Origin of the sequence: Pseudomonas sp. G(2018), from assembly GCF_005502415.1 — a bacterium.
Taxonomy (GTDB): Bacteria; Pseudomonadota; Gammaproteobacteria; order Pseudomonadales; family Pseudomonadaceae; genus Aquipseudomonas.
Genome location: NZ_SCOO01000019.1, coordinates 1 through 20591 on the forward strand (window position 1 = coordinate 1; position 20591 = coordinate 20591).

General features: G+C 59.9%; 19 protein-coding genes. 9 read left to right on the forward strand and 10 right to left on the reverse strand.

Annotated elements, in window-relative coordinates; all coding sequences use genetic code 11:
• Positions 1 to 186: 186 nt before the first annotated feature.
• Positions 187 to 1587 (reverse strand): dihydrolipoyl dehydrogenase, encoded by a 1401-nt coding sequence (gene lpdA, locus FFS64_RS18285; RefSeq protein ID WP_137806562.1) that lies wholly within the window; start codon positions 1585 to 1587, stop codon positions 187 to 189.
• 217 nt (positions 1588 to 1804) lie between these two features.
• Here lpdA and hflK (FFS64_RS18290) point away from each other — a divergent pair, with 217 nt between their 5' ends.
• From hflK (FFS64_RS18290) to cfaB, 5 genes are all read left to right on the forward strand, one after another.
• The gene (gene hflK / locus FFS64_RS18290) at positions 1805 to 3763 is read left to right on the forward strand and encodes a protease modulator HflK (RefSeq protein ID WP_137806642.1); all 1959 of its coding nucleotides are present in this window, start codon (positions 1805 to 1807) and stop codon (positions 3761 to 3763) included.
• Positions 3760 to 4803, forward strand: coding sequence for a protease modulator HflC (hflC, locus tag FFS64_RS18295; RefSeq protein ID WP_137806563.1), 1044 nt, complete (start codon positions 3760 to 3762; stop codon positions 4801 to 4803). The genes hflK (FFS64_RS18290) and hflC overlap by 4 nt, the downstream gene beginning before the upstream one ends.
• Entirely contained in the window at positions 4800 to 5858 is a 1059-nt protein-coding gene (hflK, locus tag FFS64_RS18300; RefSeq protein WP_137806564.1) for a protease modulator HflK, read from the forward strand. The genes hflC and hflK (FFS64_RS18300) overlap by 4 nt, the downstream gene beginning before the upstream one ends.
• Positions 5855 to 7765, forward strand: coding sequence for a cation-translocating P-type ATPase (locus FFS64_RS18305; protein ID WP_137806565.1), 1911 nt, complete (start codon positions 5855 to 5857; stop codon positions 7763 to 7765). The genes hflK (FFS64_RS18300) and FFS64_RS18305 overlap by 4 nt, the downstream gene beginning before the upstream one ends.
• A gap of 190 nt (positions 7766 to 7955) precedes the next feature.
• Positions 7956 to 9143, forward strand: coding sequence for a C17 cyclopropane fatty acid synthase CfaB (cfaB, locus tag FFS64_RS18310; protein ID WP_137806566.1), 1188 nt, complete (start codon positions 7956 to 7958; stop codon positions 9141 to 9143).
• On the opposite strand, the gene cls is transcribed toward cfaB, so the two are convergent.
• Positions 9140 to 10579 carry a cardiolipin synthase gene (gene cls, locus FFS64_RS18315; RefSeq protein ID WP_137806567.1) on the reverse strand — a complete coding sequence of 480 codons (1440 nt, stop codon included), beginning with the start codon at positions 10577 to 10579 and terminating at the stop codon, positions 9140 to 9142. The two genes, cfaB and cls, sit on opposite strands and share 4 nt — an antisense overlap.
• Positions 10580 to 10712: 133 nt before the next feature.
• On the opposite strand from cls, the gene FFS64_RS18320 reads away from it, so the two are divergent.
• A complete protein-coding gene (locus FFS64_RS18320) occupies positions 10713 to 11234 on the forward strand; it encodes a DUF3617 domain-containing protein (protein WP_137806568.1) in 522 nt (173 codons plus the stop codon).
• A gap of 77 nt (positions 11235 to 11311) precedes the next feature.
• Here FFS64_RS18320 and FFS64_RS18325 read toward each other — a convergent pair whose 3' ends face one another.
• From FFS64_RS18325 to folE2, 5 genes are all read right to left on the reverse strand, one after another.
• Positions 11312 to 12217 (reverse strand): His/Gly/Thr/Pro-type tRNA ligase C-terminal domain-containing protein, encoded by a 906-nt coding sequence (locus tag FFS64_RS18325; RefSeq protein ID WP_137806569.1) that lies wholly within the window; start codon positions 12215 to 12217, stop codon positions 11312 to 11314.
• A 118-nt stretch (positions 12218 to 12335) separates the two neighbouring features.
• Positions 12336 to 13211 (reverse strand): metal ABC transporter substrate-binding protein, encoded by an 876-nt coding sequence (locus FFS64_RS18330; protein WP_137806570.1) that lies wholly within the window; start codon positions 13209 to 13211, stop codon positions 12336 to 12338.
• Positions 13212 to 13222: 11 nt separating this feature from the next.
• Entirely contained in the window at positions 13223 to 14089 is an 867-nt protein-coding gene (locus FFS64_RS18335) for a metal ABC transporter permease (protein WP_137806571.1), read from the reverse strand.
• Positions 14089 to 14757 carry a metal ABC transporter ATP-binding protein gene (locus FFS64_RS18340; protein WP_137806572.1) on the reverse strand — a complete coding sequence of 223 codons (669 nt, stop codon included), beginning with the start codon at positions 14755 to 14757 and terminating at the stop codon, positions 14089 to 14091. Before FFS64_RS18340 ends, FFS64_RS18335 begins: the two co-directional genes overlap by 1 nt.
• The gene (gene folE2 / locus FFS64_RS18345; protein WP_137806573.1) at positions 14754 to 15650 is read right to left on the reverse strand and encodes a GTP cyclohydrolase FolE2; all 897 of its coding nucleotides are present in this window, start codon (positions 15648 to 15650) and stop codon (positions 14754 to 14756) included. The genes FFS64_RS18340 and folE2 overlap by 4 nt, the downstream gene beginning before the upstream one ends.
• 115 nt (positions 15651 to 15765) lie before the next feature.
• Here folE2 and zigA point away from each other — a divergent pair, with 115 nt between their 5' ends.
• Entirely contained in the window at positions 15766 to 16971 is a 1206-nt protein-coding gene (gene zigA / locus FFS64_RS18350) for a zinc metallochaperone GTPase ZigA (RefSeq protein WP_137806574.1), read from the forward strand.
• Positions 16972 to 16984: 13 nt separating this feature from the next.
• Here zigA and FFS64_RS18355 read toward each other — a convergent pair whose 3' ends face one another.
• Positions 16985 to 17341, reverse strand: coding sequence for an NADH:ubiquinone oxidoreductase (locus tag FFS64_RS18355; protein ID WP_137806575.1), 357 nt, complete (start codon positions 17339 to 17341; stop codon positions 16985 to 16987).
• 25 nt (positions 17342 to 17366) lie between these two features.
• On the opposite strand from FFS64_RS18355, the gene FFS64_RS18360 reads away from it, so the two are divergent.
• Complete coding sequence (locus FFS64_RS18360) at positions 17367 to 18332, forward strand: GTP-binding protein (RefSeq protein WP_137806576.1); 966 nt, start codon at positions 17367 to 17369, stop codon at positions 18330 to 18332.
• A gap of 117 nt (positions 18333 to 18449) precedes the next feature.
• Here the strand turns inward: FFS64_RS18360 and FFS64_RS18365 are convergent, their stop codons facing one another.
• A complete protein-coding gene (locus tag FFS64_RS18365) occupies positions 18450 to 18863 on the reverse strand; it encodes a DUF3301 domain-containing protein (protein ID WP_137806577.1) in 414 nt (137 codons plus the stop codon).
• Positions 18864 to 18982: 119 nt separating this feature from the next.
• On the opposite strand from FFS64_RS18365, the gene pdxY reads away from it, so the two are divergent.
• On the forward strand, positions 18983 to 19855 hold the full coding sequence (gene pdxY, locus FFS64_RS18370; RefSeq protein ID WP_137806578.1) for a pyridoxal kinase PdxY: 873 nt from the start codon (positions 18983 to 18985) through the stop codon (positions 19853 to 19855).
• A gap of 73 nt (positions 19856 to 19928) precedes the next feature.
• Here the strand turns inward: pdxY and FFS64_RS18375 are convergent, their stop codons facing one another.
• Positions 19929 to 20411, reverse strand: coding sequence for an acyl-CoA thioesterase (locus FFS64_RS18375; RefSeq protein WP_095194575.1), 483 nt, complete (start codon positions 20409 to 20411; stop codon positions 19929 to 19931).
• Between the last annotated feature and the right edge of the window lie 180 nt (positions 20412 to 20591).

Sequence of the window (20591 nt, forward strand, 5' to 3'; positions counted from 1 at the left end):
TGGTGATGCTGGCTCGCAAGCTTGCTCGAGTGGTATTCGCCCTGCTTAAAGGACAGAGCGAATACCAATCAAAAGTGAGTTGAGGGTTTCCCTCAACCATAGAATCTCCCACAGGGAGTCATTGAGCCACTGTGGGAGCGAGCCTGCTCGCGAAAGCGGTAGAGCAATCACGACAATTCTTCAGCCTTACATCTGCGACGCCATCCCCTCCACATTCATCGCCGCCTGCCGCAAGGCCTCGGAGCGGGTCGGGTGTGGATGGCAGGTCAGGGCGATGTCTTCGGCGGATGCGCTGAACTCCATGGCCACGCAATACTCGCCGATCATTTCACTGACGCTCGGCCCCACAAGGTGCACACCGAGGATTTCATCGGTGCGCTCATCGGCCAGGACCTTGGCGAAGCCTTCGGTTTCGTGATTGATCTTCGCCCGGCTGTTGGCGGTGAAGGGGAATTTGCCGACCTTGTACGCCCGGCCTTCGGCCTTCAGTTGTTCTTCGGTCCTGCCGACGCTGGCCAGTTCGGGTTTGGTGTAGATCACGTTGGGAATCAGCTCGTAATTGACCTCGCCAGCCTTGCCGACGATCTGCTCGACGCAGGCCATGGCTTCGTCTTCGGCCTTGTGTGCGAGCATCGGTCCGGAGGTCACGTCGCCGATCACCCAAACCCCGGCGGCTTCGGTGCGATGCCCCTTGTTGGCGAGCATGCCGCGTTTGTCCGTGGCGAGGCCGACATTTTCCAATCCCAGACCCTGTGTATAAGGTCGGCGCCCGATGGCCACCAGTACGTAATCGGCTTCAATCGTTTCGGCGGTGCCACCTGCGGCGGGTTCGACGCTGAGCTGGACGCCGCTGTCTGACGTTGTTGCGCGGGTGACTTTGGAACTCAACTTGAAGCTGATGCCTTGCTTGCTCAACGAGCGCTGCAGGGTTTTGCCTGCCTCGCCATCCACACCGGGGCAGATCCGGTCGAGGAATTCGACGACGGTCACCTGCGCGCCCAGACGCCGCCACACCGAGCCCAGCTCCAGGCCGATCACGCCGGCGCCGATCACCACTAGATGCTTGGGCACTTGCGCCAGTGAAAGCGCGCCGGTGGAATCGAGGATGCGCTTGTTGTCGATATCCACGCCGGGCAGGGGAGTGGGCTCGGAACCGGTGGCGATGATGATGTCCTTGGCACTGAGTTCGGTCTTGCCGCCCGCGTTATCCGTCACCGTGACTTTGCCCGGCCCGTCGATGTGGCCCCAGCCCTTGATCCAGTCGACCTTGTTTTTGCGAAAGAGAAACTCGATGCCCTTGGTCAATCCGGTCACGCTTTCATCTTTCTGTTTCATCATCTGGGCGAGATTAAGGGTGGGTTTGACCTCAATGCCCAGGTTGGCAAATTCCGCGCCCATGGCCGCGTCATAAAGTTCGGAGGCGTGCAGCAACGCCTTGGACGGCATGCAGCCGACGTTCAGGCAGGTGCCACCGAGGGTGGCGCGTCCTTCAACGCAAGCCGCTTTCAAACCCAGTTGGCCAGCGCGGATCGCTGCGTTGTAACCGCCGGGGCCACCGCCCAGTATCACGACGTCATAAGTACTCATGGATCGACTCCTGGATTGAAAGGGGATCGGGAGGGTAAAAGTAGCCCTGAATAAAAAATTACGAACGTAATATGTGCGTTATGGCGCCTTTCGGTCAAGGCTTCAGGCAAGGGACAGGTTACGCATCTTTAGATAACGCAATTGAGTACGGAAATTTCACTCTTTTCGTTATATCGTAACGAATTGCGATGTGAGTAAAGTTGAGTACTGGGGTGATATGCAAGTCGATCTCGATGTGGAGGAAGCGCAGGTAGCGGAGCTATCGCGCTTTCAGCAGGCAGTTTTTCAAGGGCGGCGACTGCGGCAACTCGCTATCGGCCTCGGCGTGCTGGCGGCTATGGGGTTGGTGGTGGGGTTCCTTGTCGGGCTATTTGCCTCGCAATCTCTTTGGCCGGCGCTGTTGTTCAATCAAAGCGCTGCGTTGCTGGTGTTGGTTGCCGGTTTGCAATCGGCCTGGTGGGTGACGCAATGGCGGGCGCGGGCGTTGAATCCCGTGGTGCCGGTGGTCGAATCTGAAGAAGTCGAATCCCCGGTGGGCTGGTACGAACGACTGCTGGATCGCATAGGCCAGCGCTGGCTGCACATCCTCAAACAGATCGGTGCGCCAACGCTATGGCTCGGCGGTTGGGCATTGTTGGTGCTGCTTTGCGTCAAACAGGTCTGGAACCTTGGCTTGCCACCTGCCGCGCTGGGGTTGTCGGCCACTGTCGGCGCGGCCCTGGCGTTGTTGCTGGCGTTCGGTTTGCTGGTGCTGGAACGTCAACTGACTCAGGAAACCCCGGCTCAGTGGCCTGAAGCCGGAGCGTTGGCGCAGCTGACTCGGGTGGCAATCATCAGCCTGGTGCTGGGTGCACTGTGCCTGTTGCTCGGCAATGAAACCTCGGTGTGGCCGGTGCGTCTGGCGGTGCTGATCGGACTGCTGCCGGGACTGGTCGCGGTGGAGTTGCTGTTGCGCGCGGTGCTGTCGTTGTTCAGTCCCCGCCGTGAACAACTTGAACCTTCGTTGCTTGCGCGCAGTTTTGTCGCTGACATGCTTCGCTGGCCACCGCAGCCGTTACTGGCGCTGCAGCACGAACTGCACAACCGCTTCGGCATCGACCTGCGGCAAATCTGGGCTTTTACTTACATGCGCCGGGCGTTCTTACCGGTGCTGGCCGTTGTTGTTATCGTCGGTTGGTCACTCACCGGCATTCACGAAATTCCGCTGCAAGGGCGGGGCATTTACGAGCGTTTCGGCAAACCGGTGGCGGTGTTCGGCCCTGGTTTGCATGCCGGCTTGCCCTGGCCGCTGGGCCGGGTGCTGAGTGTCGAAAACGGCGTGGTTCACGAGTTGGCCACCAGCATTGGAGAAACATCGGCACCGATACAGGCCGCCCCCGCTGAGGGTCCGGCGCCGCTCACGGCGAATCGGTTGTGGGATGCGAGCCATGTGAACGACAAATCCCAGGTGATCGCCAGCAGCCGTGCCGACAAGCAGAGCTTTCAGATCGTCAACATGGACGTGCGTTTCGTCTACCGCATCGGCCTGAGCGATCAGGCGGCACTGGCGGCGACCTACAACAGCGCCGATGTGCCGACACTGATCCGCAGTACGGCCAGCAGGATTCTGGTCCACGACTTCGCTTCCCGGACCTTGGACGGATTGCTCGGAGAAGACCGGGTAGGGCTTGCCGAAGAGATCGGTCGCGCGGTGCAGGCGGACCTGGACAAACTCGACAGCGGTGTGGAAATCCTTGCCACGGTAGTCGAAGCGATTCACCCACCGGCCGGGGCCGCCAATGCTTATCACAGCGTGCAAGCGGCGCAGATCGGTGCGCAGGCACTAATCGCCCGAGAACGCGGAGCGGCTGCCGAAGCCACCCACCAGGCGCAACTGCAGGCCAGCATCGCCCGTGATCAAGCGACGGCCAGCGCTCGTGAAATCAACGCGAGTGCGCAAGCAGCCGACCTCAAATTCAGTGCTGAGCAAAAAGCTTACGCCAGCGCCGGCCAGGCCTTTGTGCTGGAGCAGTACCTCAGTCAACTGTCCCAAGGCCTGGCCAATGCCAGGTTGCTGGTACTCGATCATCGTCTGGGTGGCAGCAACAATGCGCCGACCATCGACCTGCGTACATTCACATTACCGGCTGATCCCGCGCCGTCACGTAAAACCGCTCAGCCAGGAGCTGCCAATTGAGCCAGTCTCACACTCACGATCACGATGACCACGCCGGCCACGATCATGGCCATGGCGGGCATCACCACCACGGTCACCATCATCACCATCATGGCGACCCACAGGAAGCCGGTCCGTTTCCATGGCGGCGCATGGGCTGGGCGGCGTTGTTGGTGGCGTTCGCGGTTGCAGCGGCGAGCCTGGTGCAGGTGAGATCGGGGGAGGCCACGGTGATCACGCGCTTCGGCAATCCGTCGCGGGTGTTGCTTGAACCGGGTCTTGGCTGGCGCTGGCCGGCGCCGTTCGAAGCGGCCATCCCGGTTGATCTGCGGCTGCGTACCACCTCCAGCGGTCTGCAGGACGTGGGTACGCGCGATGGCTTGCGAATCATTGTCCAGGCTTACGTAGCCTGGCAGGTGCAGGGCGACCCGGACAATGTGCAGCGCTTCATGCGCGCCGTACAAAATCAGCCGGATGAAGCGGCGCGGCAGATTCGCACCTTTGTCGGCTCGGCGCTGGAAACCACCGCCAGCAGTTTCGATCTGGCCAACCTGGTGAACACGGACGCCAGTCAGGTCCACATCACCGATTTCGAGGCGCAGTTGCGCCAGCAAATTGATCAGCAGTTGCTCGCCACGTATGGCGTGCGGGTGTTGCAGGTCGGTATCGAACGTCTGACCTTGCCATCGGTCACCCTCACCGCGACGGTCGACCGTATGCGTGCCGAGCGTGAAACCATCGCCACCGAACGTACCGCCATCGGCAAGCGTGAAGCGGCGCAAATTCGCTCTGCTGCCGAACGTGATGCGCGGATTGTGCAGGCCGATGCCACGGTGAAGGCCGCAGACATCGAAGCGCAATCGCGCGTTGAAGCCGCACAAATTTACGGTCGTGCCTACGCCGGTTCGCCGCAGTTGTACAACCTGCTGCGCTCACTCGACACCCTGGGTACGGTGGTGACGCCAGGAACAAAACTGATTTTGCGCACCGATGCTGCGCCATTCCGGGTGTTGGTTGACGGTCCGCCAAGCCTCGATAACAAGTCCGGGTCGCAACCATGAGCGTGGTTCCACGTGGAACAAATGAATTGAGCAGTCCCTGGATTCAGGCCGGGCGACTGGCATTTCTCGCGTTGTATGCGGTGACGGTGTTGGCCGCTTTGGCGTGGGCGTTTTCCAATGTGCGGCAGATTGATCCGCAAAATCGCGCGGTGGTTCTGCATTTCGGTGCGCTGGATCGCATCCAGAATGCCGGGTTGCTATTGGCTTGGCCGCGGCCGTTTGAGCAGGTGATTTTGTTGCCCGCAGCCGATCGGGTGATCGAGCGTCGGGTGGAAAATCTGCTGCGCAGTGATGCGGCTTTACAAGCCGATCGCGCCGCCAGTTTCGCCACGCCCATCAGCGATGCACTGGCAGGCTCCGGTTACCTGTTGACCGGAGATGCCGGGGTGGTGCAACTCGATGTGCGGGTCTTCTATAAGGTGACGGATCCCTATGCTTTCGTGCTGCAAGGTGAACATGTGCTGCCGGCACTGGATCGTCTGGTCACTCGCAGCGCGTTGGCGCTGACGGCGGCGCGTGATCTGGACACCATTCTGGTGGCGCGACCGGAGTTGATCGGTGCCGATAACAAGGCTGCCGAGAGACGCGAGCGCTTGCGCGGCGATTTGGTGCAGGCCATCAATCAACGCCTCACCGAACTAACGGCGATTAGTCAGGGACTCGGGATCGAAGTGGCGCGGGTCGATGTGCAATCGAGTTTGCCCGGGCCTGCAGTGAACGCTTTCAATGCGGTGTTGACGGCCGGCCAGCAAGCCGACAAAGCCGTGGCCAATGCGCGCACTGAAGCCGAGAAACTGACTCAGGCCGCCAACGAACAAGCCGACCGCACACTGCAAGTCGCTCACGCACAGGCGAGTGAACGGTTGGCCAAAGCCTCTGCCGACACCGCCACGGTAATGAGCCTGGCAAAGGCGCAACAGCAAGGCACCGACCCGCAGATGTTGCTGCGGATTTACCGCGAACGGATGCCGAAAATTCTCGGGCAGGCGGGTTCGGTGACCACGGTTGATCCGAAAGATGATTCCCGCCTGATCATTCAGGGAGCTGCACAATGACTGCGCAAACCGCCGCTGCACCGAGCATGTTGTCCTCGGCCGAACAACGCAGCGCCGCTCGCCAATTGACCTTGGCGATGCTTGCCCTCGGCTTGCTCATACTCGGTTTGGTCTGGCGCTGGTTGTCGCCCGAGCAGACCGGTGTCAGCCAATTGCTGCTGGGTTTTGCTTCCGTGCTGGTGGCCGTACCGGTCATGCGCTCGGCCTGGTACAGCCTGCGTTATCCGAGCCTGCACGGCATCACCGATCAGCTGATCGCATTGGCCATGCTCGGTGCCTGGGCGACCGGCGATCTGCTGACGGCGGCCTTGCTGCCGATCATCATGATCTTCGGCCATGTCCTGGAAGAGCGCAGCGTGATTGGTTCGCAGGAAGCCATTCATGCTCTCGGCAAACTGACGCGCAGCCATGCGCGAAAAATTCAGGCCGACGGCTCTATCGTTGAAGTCGACAACGGCACGCTCAAGGCTGGTGACCGGGTGGAAGTGCGCGCTGGCGATCGGGTGCCGGCGGATGGCCGGGTGCTCTCCGGTCAAGCGAGTCTCGACACCGCGTCCATTACCGGTGAGTCAGTGCCGGTTGAGGCAGGCGTCGGCATGCCGGTGTTCGGTGGGGCGATCAACCTCGATGGCCTGTTACGGATCGAAGTGACCCGCACCGGCCATGAGTCGACACTCGGCAAAGTCATCGCACTGATGCAAAACGCCGAGCGTTCGAAACCGCCGATCACGCGTCTATTGGAGCGTTACGCCGGCAGCTACATGGTGCTGGTGTTGTTGCTGGCCGCAGTGACCTGGTTCATCACCAACGATGCCCAGGCCATGCTCGCGGTACTGGTGGCGGCCTGTCCGTGTGCTCTGGTGTTGTCGGCGCCTGCTACTGCAATTGCCGGCGTAGCCGTGGCGGCACGGCATGGGATTCTGATTCGCAGCTCGGCGTTTCTTGAAGAGCTGGCAGACCTGACCTCGCTGGTGGTCGACAAGACCGGCACCCTGACCTTCGGCACCTTGCGCCTGCAATCCATCGACAGCCCGCTGGAGGATCGCACCCATGTGCTGAAACTCGCCGCCAGCCTCGGTTCCGCCAGCAGTCACCCGGTCAGCCGGGCGCTGGCCGGGCTGGTGACACAGGAGCATTTTTTGCTGCTCACGGATATTCATGAACGTCAGGGCCTGGGTGTGGTGGCTATGACGGAGCAAGGTGAGGCGGCGCTCGGGCGACCGGAGCTGTTCGCCCAGTTGAAGATTCCCACCTCAACCGTTCCCGACCACGACGGCCCGATTGCCGGACTGGCGCTCAACGGGGAATTCCTCGCCTGGCTGCTACTGGCCGACAGCGTGAAACCCGAAGCCAGGTTTGCCCTGAGCGAGTTGCGTGACCTTGGCTTGGGACGACAGCTGTTGCTCACCGGCGATCGCAAAAGCGTTGCGCATACGCTGGCGCGGGATGTGGGTATCAGTGATGTCGAAGCGCAGGCGTTGCCTGAGGACAAACTCAACCGTGTGTTGAAAGAAATTGGTAACGGTTTTCGGCCTATGGTGGTGGGGGACGGCATCAATGATTCGTTGGCCCTCAAGGCTGGCGTGGTCGGAGTGGCCATGGGGGCTGGCGGCGCGGATATCGCCCTGGCGTCGGCCGATATCGTGTTGATCGGCAGTGACTTGCGTCGTCTGGGGACCTGCGTGCGCTTGAGTCGCCAGTGCCGGCAAACCTTGCAGATCAACGTGATCATCGGTCTGGGTTGGACGCTGGCCATCGTTGCCTTCGCCGCTTTCGGCTGGCTCGGTGCGGCGGGGGCAATGATCGCGGCGTTGCTGCATAACTTCAGCACATTGCTGGTGTTGAGTAATGCCGGGCGTTTGCTGCGGTTTCAGGAGCCGTTGCTCAAGCTCAAGGACGAAGTTTGAGAGCGTCGAGATTCACAGAACTGCGCGCCGAATTTGTAGTCATTTAGGGTAAGAGCGATCATTTCTGTGAATTCACGACGAATTTTCGGGTGCAGCAGCTCCATAGAAGTCCGCTATGAAATCGATAGGCAGCTATTTTTCCAGGATGGTCTAACCTCTCAGCAGACGTCTGAAACAAGGGGGATTTTCCATGCTCGCGCAACTTCCACCGGCCTTACAGAATCTGCAGTTACCGCTACGCCTGCGACTCTGGGATGGCCATGAATTCAATCTGGGGCCGACGCCCAGCGTCACCATTGTGGTCAAGGACCCACAGATGGTTACCCAGTTCACCCATCCAAGCCTCAGCTCGCTCGGAGCAGCGTTTGTCGAGGGCAAGCTGGAGCTCGAAGGCTCAATCAGTGATGTGATTCGCGTGTGTGATGAATTGAGCCAGGCATTACTGACTGAGGATGGAAGCGGGGAAACGATCCGCACCGCCCATGACAAGGAAACCGACGCCAAGGCCATTTCCTACCACTACGATCTTTCCAACGCTTTTTATCAGCTGTGGCTCGACAGCGACATGGCTTATTCCTGTGCTTATTTCGAGACCGGCAGCGAGACGCTGGAGCAGGCCCAGCAGGCCAAGTTCCGTTATTTGTGTCGCAAGCTGCGCCTGCAACCGGGCGAGTATTTGCTGGATGTCGGCTGCGGTTGGGGCGGCCTGGCACGGTATGCGGCCCGTGAATTCGGCGCGAAAGTATTCGGTATTACCCTCAGTAAAGAGCAACTGGCTTTAGCCCGTGAACGCGTGAAGGAAGAAGGTCTGGAGGACATGATCGAGCTGCAGTTGCTCGACTACCGCGACCTGCCGCAGGACGGGCGCTTCGACAAAGTGGTCAGCGTCGGCATGTTCGAACACGTCGGCCACGCGAACTTGGCCGAGTACTGCAACACCCTGTTCGGCGCGGTGAAGGAGGGCGGCCTGGTGATGAACCACGGGATCACCGCCAAACACACCGATGGCCGTCCGGTGGGACGAGGTGCCGGTGAGTTCATCGAGAAGTATGTGTTCCCCAACGGCGAGCTGCCGCACCTGTCGATGATTTCAGCCGAGATCAGCGAAGCAGGGCTTGAGATTGTCGATGTCGAAAGCCTGCGCCTGCACTACGCACGTACCCTGGATCATTGGAGCGAACGCCTGGAAGACAACCTCGAGGCCGCTGCGAAACTGGTGCCGGAACAAGCGTTGCGGATCTGGCGCCTGTACCTGGCGGGCTGCGCCTATGCGTTCGCCAGGGGCTGGATCAATCTGCATCAGATCCTTGCAGTGAAAGCGCACCCCGATGGCAGCCATGAACTGCCATGGACCCGGGACGATATCTACAACCCCTAAAGAATCGGCGAAATAAGCCGGGCGATCCGCATGCCGACCTGTTGCAGGCGTGCGGTCTCCCGGCCTTCTTCTTTGGCAATTTCGTGGGCCTGGGCGAAGTCATCGTTGAGCATCTGCTCCACCTTGGCGGCAAACGCGCTGTCGACCGTCAGTAGCATTACTTCGAAGTTCAAGCGGAACGAACGGTTGTCCATGTTGGCACTGCCAATGGCGCTGATTTCGCTGTCGATCAACACCACTTTCTGATGCAGGAAACCGGGTTCGTAGCGGAACACCCGCACGCCCGCACGCACCGCTTCGAAGGCAAACAGACTCGAGGCCGCGTAGACGATACGGTGATCGGGCCGTGACGGCAGCAGAATCCGTACATCCACCCCGCGCAGCACCGCCAGGCGCAATGCGGAAAACACGGCTTCGTCGGGGATGAAATACGGGCTGGTGATCCACACCCGTTCGGTCGCTGCGTGAATGGCTTCGACGAAGAACAGTGAACAGGTCTCGTAGGGGTCTGCGGGGCCACTGGCGAGCATTTGGCACAGGACGCCGTCGTCCGGGTAGGCCTGTGGCAGGATCAGCGGCGGCAACGAACGGGCCGCCCAGAACCAGTCTTCGGCAAAGGATTCCTGCATGCAGGCCACTACCGGTCCTCGTACCTGCACATGGGTGTCGCGCCAAGGCGCCAAGGGCGGTTTCTCACCCATGTATTCATCGCCGACGTTGTGTCCGCCGACGAAACCGAGGATGCCGTCGACCACCACGATTTTGCGGTGGTTGCGAAAGTTGACCTGGAAGCGGTTCAGCCAGCCGCTGCGGGTCGCGAATGCCTTGACCTCGACGCCACCATCGCGCAACGCCTGCACGTAACGGTGGGGCAGGGAGTGGCTGCCGATTCGGTCATAGAGCAGATAGACCGCCACGCCTTCGGCCGCTTTCTCCAGCAGCAGGTTATGCAGGCGCTGGCCGAGGCGGTCGTCATGAATGATGAAGAACTGGATCAGCACCGCTTCTTTGGCCTGGCGGATGGCGTTGAAAATCGCATCGAAGGTGGCCCGGCCATTGATCAGCAATTTCACTTCGTTGTTTGCCAGGCACGGCATGCGACCCAACTTCGGCATCGCCCTGAGCGACGCATAAGCATCGGACGCGCGAGCGGTGAGCGCTTCTTCTACCCACGGCCGCCAATTGAGTTCGGAGACGGCTTTGCGCATTTCTTCGTTGGCCTGGCGCCGGGCCTTGATGTAACCGTCGAAGGTACTGCGGCCGAACACCAGATAGGGGATGAGCGTCAGGTAGGGCATGAAGACCAGTGACAAGGCCCAGGCGATCGACCCTTGGGCGGTTCGAACGGTCAACACGGCGTGGATCGCTGCGATCGTGCCCAGGGAGTGCAGCAACGCGATGGTGTAGCCGAAAATATGGGGTCCAAAATAATCCATGGGGGGCAGCCTTGCTCCTGAAGATTCAATGCTTAACAGACCATGTTCCGGGCAGAATGTCGCTATTTAATTGGCCCATGAACCGAAGCCCGTGGCTGACGTCTAACGGCCACCATTGATCAGGAGTTACATGATGAACGTTCGTTTGCTGGGTTTGGCCATTACGCTGGGATTGGCGCTTCCTGTGGCCGCTCAGGCGCAGATGCTGCAGCCAGGTTTGTGGGAATTGACCACCAGCAACATGAAGGTCGATGACCAGAACCTGCCGGATCTGCAACTGATCCTCGGGCAGATACAAAGTCAGATGACCCCTGAACAGCGCGCGCAGCTGGAAAAACAGGGCATCACCATGGGCGGCAAGGGGATTCGCGCGTGCCTGACGCCGGAGCAGGTCAAGACCGACGATATCCCGCTGACGGACCCGCAATCGGGCTGCAAGCAGGAAATCACCGACCGTACCGGTAACCAGTGGAAGTTCCGCTTCAGTTGCCCGAAAGCGCAGGGTGCGGGTGTTGCGACTTTCCTCAGTGACCGTGAGTTCACCACCAAGGTCAACGGCACGTTCAATGCTACCGGCATTCAACAGAAGGGCAGCCTGGAAAGTCGCGCCGTGTGGTTGGGACAGGATTGCGGCACAGTCAAGCCAAGAGCTTAAAAGCTTCGCGAGCAAGCTTGGCTCCTACAGAACCGCGTTGATCTGTAGGAGCGGAGCTTGCCCGCGAAGGCCTCGGTTCAGCCCCCCGCAATCCCGGGCGGAGCCAGCCACTCACACACCGTCTCAACCGCCATCCTGCCAAAGTCCTGCCCATCGCGACTGCGAACACTGACAAACCCACCGGCCCTTTCCTTCTCCCCGACTACTACCAAATACGGCACTGTCTGGCTGTGATGACGAATCTTGTGGCGGACTTTCTCGTGACGCAGATCCGCAAGGGCACGCACGCCACTGCGGCGAAGGCGCTCTGTGACCGCGTGTGCATAGCTCGTCTGGCGCTCATCCATGCTGACGACCACCACATGGGGCGGCAAGCGCCACTGCTGCAGTTCCTGGTGGCTGGACCAGCAGGTACCGTAGATGCGTTGCTGCAAGGTCCCGTTGATATGATCAAGGGCAAATGCCTGTAGTACCTTGGTGGTAGGGACGTGCGGGCCAGTTGTCAGATATTCGGTGTCACCGAGGCGGTACAGCGACAGTTGCTCGTGAGGTATCGATGGAGAGGGCGCCGGACGTCGGCGGATCGAATGGTTGGTCGCCGCCAGTGATTGCATGCGCGCTTCGATGAGCGGCAGGTCCGTTGTCGTCAAAGGGCGCTCGACAGCAAACTCGCAATAGAACCCGTCACCCAGCACTGAGCCCGTTCGCAATTGCGCATGGGCATGCAGCTGCCTGACGGCCATCGCCAGCATCAGCGAACAGGATCGGCGGAGGATTTCCAGTCCGTCGGGCTCCTGCGCCGTCACGATGCTGACCCGGGCATCTGCCCTGATCATGAACTCGCAATCCACCAACACGCCATCCACCCGACCCGCTACCGCTGCGTTGGCCAGCCCGGGGCCAATACTCGCGGCAACCTCATGTACGGACAGCGGTTGGTCGTACTCACGCAATGAACCATCGGGCAGGGTGATCTGGATCATGGTTATTGTTCTCGGATGCTTCGATCACACGCGCTAGCGCATCAACATTAGCGGCAAACGATTGCTTTTGTCATGTAGACGTTTGTCGAGCCACGTCTACGAACACTCCGGACACGGATCATGGCTTGCTCAGCGCGTCGTACAGCGTGTTGAAGTTGTATTCGAACAACCCGGTAAACGTACTGGCCGGGCCGCTCGCTGCGAGCGCATCGGAGAACAGGGTGCCGCCGATCCGGGCGCCGCTTTCGTCGGCAATCTGCTTGAGCAGGCGCGCGTCCTTGATGTTTTCCATGAACACCGCTTTGACCTTGGCCTGACGAATCTGGGTAATCAGCGCAGCAACCTCGGCGGCCGAAGGTTCGCGCTCGGTGGATAAACCCTGGGGCGCCATGAAGTCGATCCCGTAGGCCTGTCCCAGATAACCGAAGGCATCATGGGACGTCACGATCTTGCGGTTGCCCGGCGGCAGCGAACCGAGCTTGGCCCTGGCTTGCGCAAGCAGGGCGTAGATTTGCTTCAGGTAAGCCTGGCTGTTGCGCTGATAGTCGTCCTTGTTCGCCGGGTCGGCGGCAATCAATGCCTTGGTGATGTTGCTGATGTACAGCTCGGCGTTCGCCAGGTTGTGCCAGGCATGCGGGTCGGGAACAGTCTCGCCGTCTTCATCCAGGGAGCGCGGGATCACGCCTTGGCTCGCGCTGATCACCGATGCCTTGGTCTCGGTACTGATCACCAGGCGATCGAGCCATGGCTCGAATCCCAAACCGTTTTTGATGATGAGCTTCGCTTTGAGCAGCGCCTGGCCGTCGTCCGGGGTTGGCTCATAAGTGTGGGCATCGGCGTCGGGGCCGACCATGTTGGTGATTTGGATGTGATTGCCGCCGACCTGCTGCGTCATGTCGGCGAGGATGCTGAAACTGGTGACCACCTGAAGTTTCTCTGCGGCAGACAGCGACATCGACAGCATCAAACTGAACAGCACGAGTAAAGCGCGCATAGGGTAATACCTCATTGGGATGTGAGCAAAGGCGGGCGGCGAAGTAAACCGTGCACAGGTCCGAACACGACGGACAGCAGATACCAACCGCCCGCCACCAGGACGATGGCCGGACCGCTGGGCAGCGAGTAATGGAAGGACAGCAACAACCCGAGCCAAACCGAGAGACTGCCGAGCAGCGCGGCAATGGCCATCAACACCGGCAAGCGCCGACTCCAGAACCGTGAAGCCGCGGCAGGCAGCATCATCAGGCCGACCACCATCAACGCGCCGATGGCCTGGAAACCGATCACTAGATTCAGCACCACCAGCGTCAGGAATACGCCATGGGCCAGGGGGCCGAGGCGGCTGACGGAATGCAGGAACAGCGGGTCGAGGGTATCCAGCAGCAGGGGACGGTAGATCACCAGCATGGCGATCAGACTCACCCCGCAGACCCAGAGCATGCCGTTCAGGGTCGGAGCGTCGACTGCCAATGCCGAGCCGAATAGCAAGTGCAGCAAGTCCAGGCGTTTACCGGCGATACCTAGAATCATCACACCGCCGGCCAAGGAAATCGGGTAGATCGCCGCGAGGCTGGCGTCCTCTCGCAAACCCGTACGACGGGTGATCCAGGCGGCGAGTCCGGCCATACCGAGGCCGGCACCGAGGCCGCCTAGGGTCAATGCGGGAAGGCTCAAACCGGCGAACCAGAAACCCAATGCGGCCCCGGGCAGGATGCCGTGTGCCACCGCGTCACCGATCAGGCTCATCCGTCGCAGGATCAGAAATACGCCCAGGGGCGCTGTGCTGCAGGCCAGGACAAGACCGCCGAGCAGCGCGCGGCGCATGAACACGAATTCGTTGAAGGGTTGCCAAAGATGAGCGGCGACAAGCATCAGGCCACCTGTGCTTGAGGTTGTTGGCGAATGAGATCGGTGCTCGACCCGAAGACGCATCCGCTGCTTTTGATCAGCAGTGTGTGTGGGATGTGATGGCGAACGGCGGCCAGGTCATGACACACAACCATGAGGGTTCGATCTGCGGCATGCCACCTGTGGAGGTGTTTCCACAAGAGTGCCTGACCGAGTTCGTCCAGAGCGGCATGGGGTTCGTCGAGCAGCAGCAATGGCGCATCAGTGAGGCTCAAGCGAGCGAGCAACGCACGCTGTAACTCGCCCCCCGAAAGGGCCATCAAGGGGCGCCGTTCGAGGCCGCTCAGGCACCAATCGTCGAGTACCGATTCGAGACGATCACGACGCCACGCAGGCGATTGCTTACTGCCCCAGAAACCGGCGGCGACCAGTTCCTGAAGGTTGATGGGGAATTGGCGATCCAGATGTTGCTGCTGCGGCAGAAACGAGAGAGAGCCTTTACGTGGAACATCCAGCAAGACCTTGCCCGCGAGCGGTTTTTGCAGACCGGCGATGACTTTCAACAGGCTGCTTTTGCCGCAGCCATTGGCACCGATCACGGCGGTCATGCTTCCCTTTGACAGCTCGATATCGAGAGGCGGCGTCAGCGGTTGCCCCGGCGCGCCCCAACGCAAAGCCTGAAAACGGATCATGCCGCCTCCCAGTTCCAAAGACTTTCGGCAACGGCGTCATGGGCGTGGAGGCTCTCGGCGTGAACAACTCGAATGTGAAAACCGTTGATACCGGGTGAGCGTTTCAGGGCCAGGTTCAAGCGTCGAGCGGCGTCTTCGCAGAACATCAGGTTCTGACCGTTGGCCAGTGCGAAGGCTTGTTCGTCAGCGCGCTTCACGGCGGTTTGCACGGCTGTACCGAGCGAGGCTTCGGCGTCATTGATCAACGCGGTCAGCGGCAGATCATCGAGATAGTCGTCCAGGCGCAGGCACAACTGCGCTGTGCTGCGTTGACTATGCGGTGTTGCAACGATGCCCTTGGGAGAGCCGAGCCAAGCCAGCACATCGGCATGGTGCAGAGCCTTGTTGGCGAAGTCATCGACGAATTGTTGTTGGATCAGTTGTCGGGAAAGCGCTGCTGAACAGGGGCACGTCGAGGAATAAGGCACCTGGATTTTTAGTTCCACGTGGAACATCGCGTTTTTCAAACGTGCCTGGATGCTGACGGGATAGGATTTCCACCCGGCCAAAGGGCTGATCAGCGCCGGCCTTTTCAACAGTAAATCCGTGTGAATATTCAGGTAAGCATTGTTCGACAGACCTTCATGACTGGTGAGGAAACTCAACAGGACTCGCCGAAGCAGATCGGGTGAAAGGGGTTCGTGCTCAAGCCTTTCCAACGCCAGATAAAGCCGCGACATATGAATGCCACGCGCCTCACCGTTGTCGAGGCTCACACCGGCATCAACCGTTGCAGCCACACGTTCGTTTTCAATCAGAACAGGAAGAGCAATGCCACACATACCCACCCACTCCAGTGGCAGGGTTTGGCGTGAGGCCTGCGCGGCGATATCCGGCAGAGTCAGCGCATTCATCAGCAGGTCCATCGTGAGGGGGTTGATTTGGTGTGTTACTGTATAACAATATAGTTATAACATAACACTAATCAAGCCCGGCAATTTGACCGGGTAACCCTGTGAGGACTATCTGATGGCCAATCGTCTCCCCGTTACCGTCCTGTCGGGCTTTTTAGGGGCGGGAAAAAGTACACTTCTTAATTACGTACTACGTAATCGTAATAATCTGCGGGTTGCTGTAATCGTCAACGATATGAGTGAAATCAACATTGACGGCAGTGAAGTCCAGCGCGATGTCAGCCTCAATCGCGCAGAAGAAAAACTCGTGGAAATGAGCAACGGCTGCATTTGCTGCACCCTGCGCGAGGATCTGCTGGAGGAGGTAAGCAAACTCGCACGGGACGGTCGCTTCGATTATCTGTTGATCGAATCCACGGGTATCTCCGAACCGCTGCCGGTTGCGGAGACGTTCACTTTCCGTGACGAAAACGGCCAAAGCCTCACCGACATCGCGCGACTCGACACCATGGTCACTGTGGTCGACGGCATGAATTTCCTGCTCGATTATCAGGCTGCCGAAAGCCTTGCTTCCCGTGGCGAAACCCTGGGTGAGGAGGATGAACGCGCGATTACCGATCTGTTGATCGAGCAGATCGAATTCGCCGACGTCATTCTGATCAGCAAGACCGACCTGATCAGCAGCCGCGAACGCCTGGAGCTGATGGCGATCCTCGAACGACTCAACGCACAGGCGGAAATCATCCCGATGGTCATGGGCGAAGTGCCGCAGGAAAAAATCCTCAATACGGGACGCTTCAACTTTGAGAAAGCCGCGCAGGCACCGGGCTGGCTGCGGGAACTGCGCGGTGAACATGTACCGGAAACCGAGGAGTACGGTATCGCCTCTCACGCTTATCGTGCGCGCCGTCCCTTTCATCCACAGCGTTTTTTCAACTTCATCGACCGGCCGTGGCCCAATGGCAAGTTACTGCGTTCCAAGGGCTTTTTCTGGTTGGCGAGCAAACCCATGGACGCCGGCAGCTGGTCCCAGGCGGGTGGGTTGATGCGCCATGGTTATGCCGGGCGCTGGTGGCGTTCCGTGCCGAAGAATCAGTGGCCGCAGGACGCCGAAAGCACCGCGGCCATCATGAAAAACTGGTCCGCTGCCACCGGTGATTGCAGGCAGGAACTGGTGTTCATCGGCCAGGACATTGATTTCGCACAGCTCACTGCCGAGCTCAATGATTGCTTGCTGACCGACGATGAAATGGCGATGGGTGAAGAGGGTTGGCAGAAGTTGCCGGATCCGTTTGGTCCGTGGTTTGAAGAGGTCGCCTGACCAACGACTGAGTTCAAGGCTTGAGCCAGGTTCCCTGGCTCCGGGTTTCACAATACGGCTTCAGATACGCCGCGTCCGTGGTAACGCCGTAATAGTGAATATCCTGCCGGTAAGGCATATTGGCGACTTGGGCGTTGCTGCATACGCCGAACGCCCCGCTGGGGCACAGGTCGACGTACTGCACCTCGACTTTCTGCCCGGCCAGGTTTGGCTGGCAGAATCCGTCGGCAAAGAGTTTTTCCGGGATATTGCGGTTTTGCTGGCAGACTTTAACGTCGAGCCGTTCCGCCTGGCTGTGGACTACGCAGGCCTGGGCCAGCGCCTCGCCGCTGGTAAGCGACAGCAGTAGCGACCATCCCATCCACCGCATCCTTACCTCCTCAGAACCTTCGATCATGTTGCAGAACATTCCCACCCACGTCATCGCCGGACCCTTGGGGGCCGGCAAGACCAGCCTGATCAGGCACCTGCTGGCGCAACGCCCGGACGGTGAGCGCTGGGCGGTATTGATCAACGAATTCGGCCAGATCGGCCTCGACGCTGCGCTGCTGACTCGCGATGCCGATGGTATCTCACTGGGTGAAGTGGCCGGGGGCTGTTTGTGTTGCGTCAACGGCGCGCCGTTTCAGATCGGGCTCGGCCGGCTGCTGCGCAAGGCGCGGCCGGATCGCCTGTTTATCGAGCCATCTGGCCTGGGCCATCCGGCGCAGTTGCTCAGTCAGCTGAGTGAAACGCCGTGGCGAGGTGTACTAAGTGTACTGCCTTGTGTACTGGTTTTGGACGCTCAGGCGCTCACGGACGGCAAGGCACTGCCGCAGGCGCAACAGGAAGCGCTGAACAGTGCCGGACTGCTGCTGATGAATAAATCGGAAAATCTCGATGAGGCTGATCGCCAGCGCCTCGCCAATCAGTTACCGGTTCGACCGTTGTACTGGACGCAACAAGGAATGCTGCCATTGAGCGAACTGCCCGGCCTGGAGGCTCGGGCCGTGGCGGGTGTGGATAACTTTGTTGTGCCCAAGGGACTGGCGCAAGTTCCTGCGATCTGGACTGATCCGGCATTTCCGATTTGCTTGAGTCAGGAACAGGAGGGCGGCTGGAGCGTTGGCTGGCGTTGGCACCCGAGCCAGATATTCGATTTGGCACTTGTCGAGCAGTGGCTTGAAAGCCTTGCCTGGCGAAGGGCGAAGCTGGTTATCCACAGTGGCCAAGGCTGGGTGTCGGCGAATGCAGTGGATAACTCGATACTGGAATGGCAGCCGAGTGAATGGCGGCAGGATTCGCGGGTTGAATTGATTTTCAGTGAGTCGCAGGAGGTTGATTTGCTGCAGAGAGGTTTGGCGGAATGCAGGGTTCAATAGAACTAGCGGGTTTCTGTATTGCGGCTAATGGCCCATTCGCGAGCAGGCTCGCTCCCACATTTGGGAATGTGCTCCCCTGTGGGAGCGAGCCTGCTCGCGAACTGACGACATCAATCATCAAGGCCGCCACTTGTTATGTTCCTGCCGCCAATGGCTCAGTTCGATCACCTGGGCACTGGGCTTGACCACGTCGGCGACGGGCGGGGTGTCGTCGAACGGCATCGGGTAGGGCGCCAGTTCAATCTGCGCACTGTGGGGGCCGAACTGGGTGATGGTGCCGTTATGACGGGTTTCGCCGGTCACGGTGAATTCGAAGTTATACACACGGGCCAGGCGCCGCCGGCCACTGGCATCCTTGATGAACGCGATTTTTTTCAGCGCCACATTACCATCCAGCAATTCGATCCCGACGTTGCTGCAATGCTGCTTGACCCGCTCCAGTGCACGTTCGCGCAAACCGTGGTTGTGCCACAGCCAGGCGCCCGCGGTGGCGAGCAGCATCAGCACGAAAATATTTCCAAGGGTCAGCATCAACAGGGCGCTCCAACAAGATAGTGTCAGCTTAACTGCGTCGCCGGTCTGTCGTACAGGCTGCGTTTAGTCGCATACTGCGCTGCTCGAATTTCAATCGTTTTACGGAAACTCACCGCATGAAACGTACGCCCCATCTGCTCGCTATCCAGTCCCACGTGGTGTTCGGTCACGCCGGCAACAGTGCCGCGGTTTTCCCGATGCAGCGGGTCGGGGTGAATGTCTGGCCGCTCAACACCGTGCAGTTCTCCAACCATACCCAGTACGGCCAATGGGCCGGCGATGTGCTGGCTCCGCACCAGATCCCCGATCTGGTAGAAGGTATCGCGGCGATTGGCGAGTTGGGCAATTGCGATGCGGTGTTATCGGGTTATCTCGGCAGCGCGGCTCAGGGCCGGGCCATACTTACGGGGGTCGCGCGAATCAAATCGATGAATCCCAAGGCGCTCTACCTGTGCGACCCGGTGATGGGCCATCCGGAAAAAGGCTGCAGTGTACCGGCGGAAGTCAGCGATTTCCTGCTGGAGGAGGCCACCGCCGTGGCCGACTTCATGTGCCCGAATCAACTGGAACTCGACAGCTTCTCGGGGCGCAAGCCGCAGTCGCTGTTCGACTGCCTGGCGATGGCGCGGGCGCTGCTGGCGCGTGGGCCGAAAGCGGTGCTGGTCAAGCATCTGGATTATCCGGGTAAAACACCGGGCGTCTTCGAAATGCTGCTGGTGACGGCCGAGGGCAGCTGGCACCTGCAACGTCCGCTACTGGCATTTCCGCGTCAGCCGGTGGGCGTTGGTGACCTGACCTCTGGATTGTTTCTGGCGCGCGTCCTGCTGGGCGACAGCCTGTTGGCCGCTTTCGAATTCGCTGCGTCGGCGGTACATGAGGTGCTGTTGGAAACCCAGGCCTGCGCCAGCTACGAGCTGGAGCTGGTGCGGGCGCAGGACCGGATCGCCCATCCTCGGGTGCGGTTCGAAGCGACGCCGATCAGCCTCTGATCGGCGTTGATCCCATTCGCGAGCAGGCTCGCGAAGACTATCTAAAGTGCGCCATCAATCGACCTGATGCGCCTCAGGCATCACCCTTGATTTCCTGATACCGCTTTTCCAGTTCCTGACGAATCTGACGACGCTGCTGGGCCTGGATGTAGCGGCGCTTGTCTTCGCTGTTTTCCGGTTGCAGAGGCGGTACCGGCGCGGGTTTGCGCTGGTCATCCACCGCGACCATGGTGAAGAAGCAGCTATTGGTATGGCGCACCGAGCGCTCGCGGATGTTCTCGGTCACCACCTTGATGCCTACCTCCATCGAGGTGTTCCCGGTGTAGTTGACCGAAGCAAGGAAGGTCACCAGTTCGCCGACATGGATCGGCTCACGAAATATCACCTGGTCCACCGACAGGGTCACCACATACCGGCCGGCATAGCGGCTGGCGCAGGCATAAGCGACTTCGTCGAGGTACTTGAGCAGGGTACCGCCGTGAACATTGCCAGAGAAGTTGGCCATGTCGGGGGTCATCAATACCGTCATCGACAGTTGGGCGTTTCCGGGTTCCATAGCGTTCTCACGGATCAAGGCAGGGTTTGAGGGATGCACCTCTGCGGGTGCCTGCATGGTATTTTCGAACCAACAGTTATCGGGACGCCGGACGGTAAGCCGCCGTCACGCCGGATCGTTCTGTTTCCATATATTGCACCGCATTTCTGCCGGAAGTCGCGGTGTTACCCTGCAAAAGCC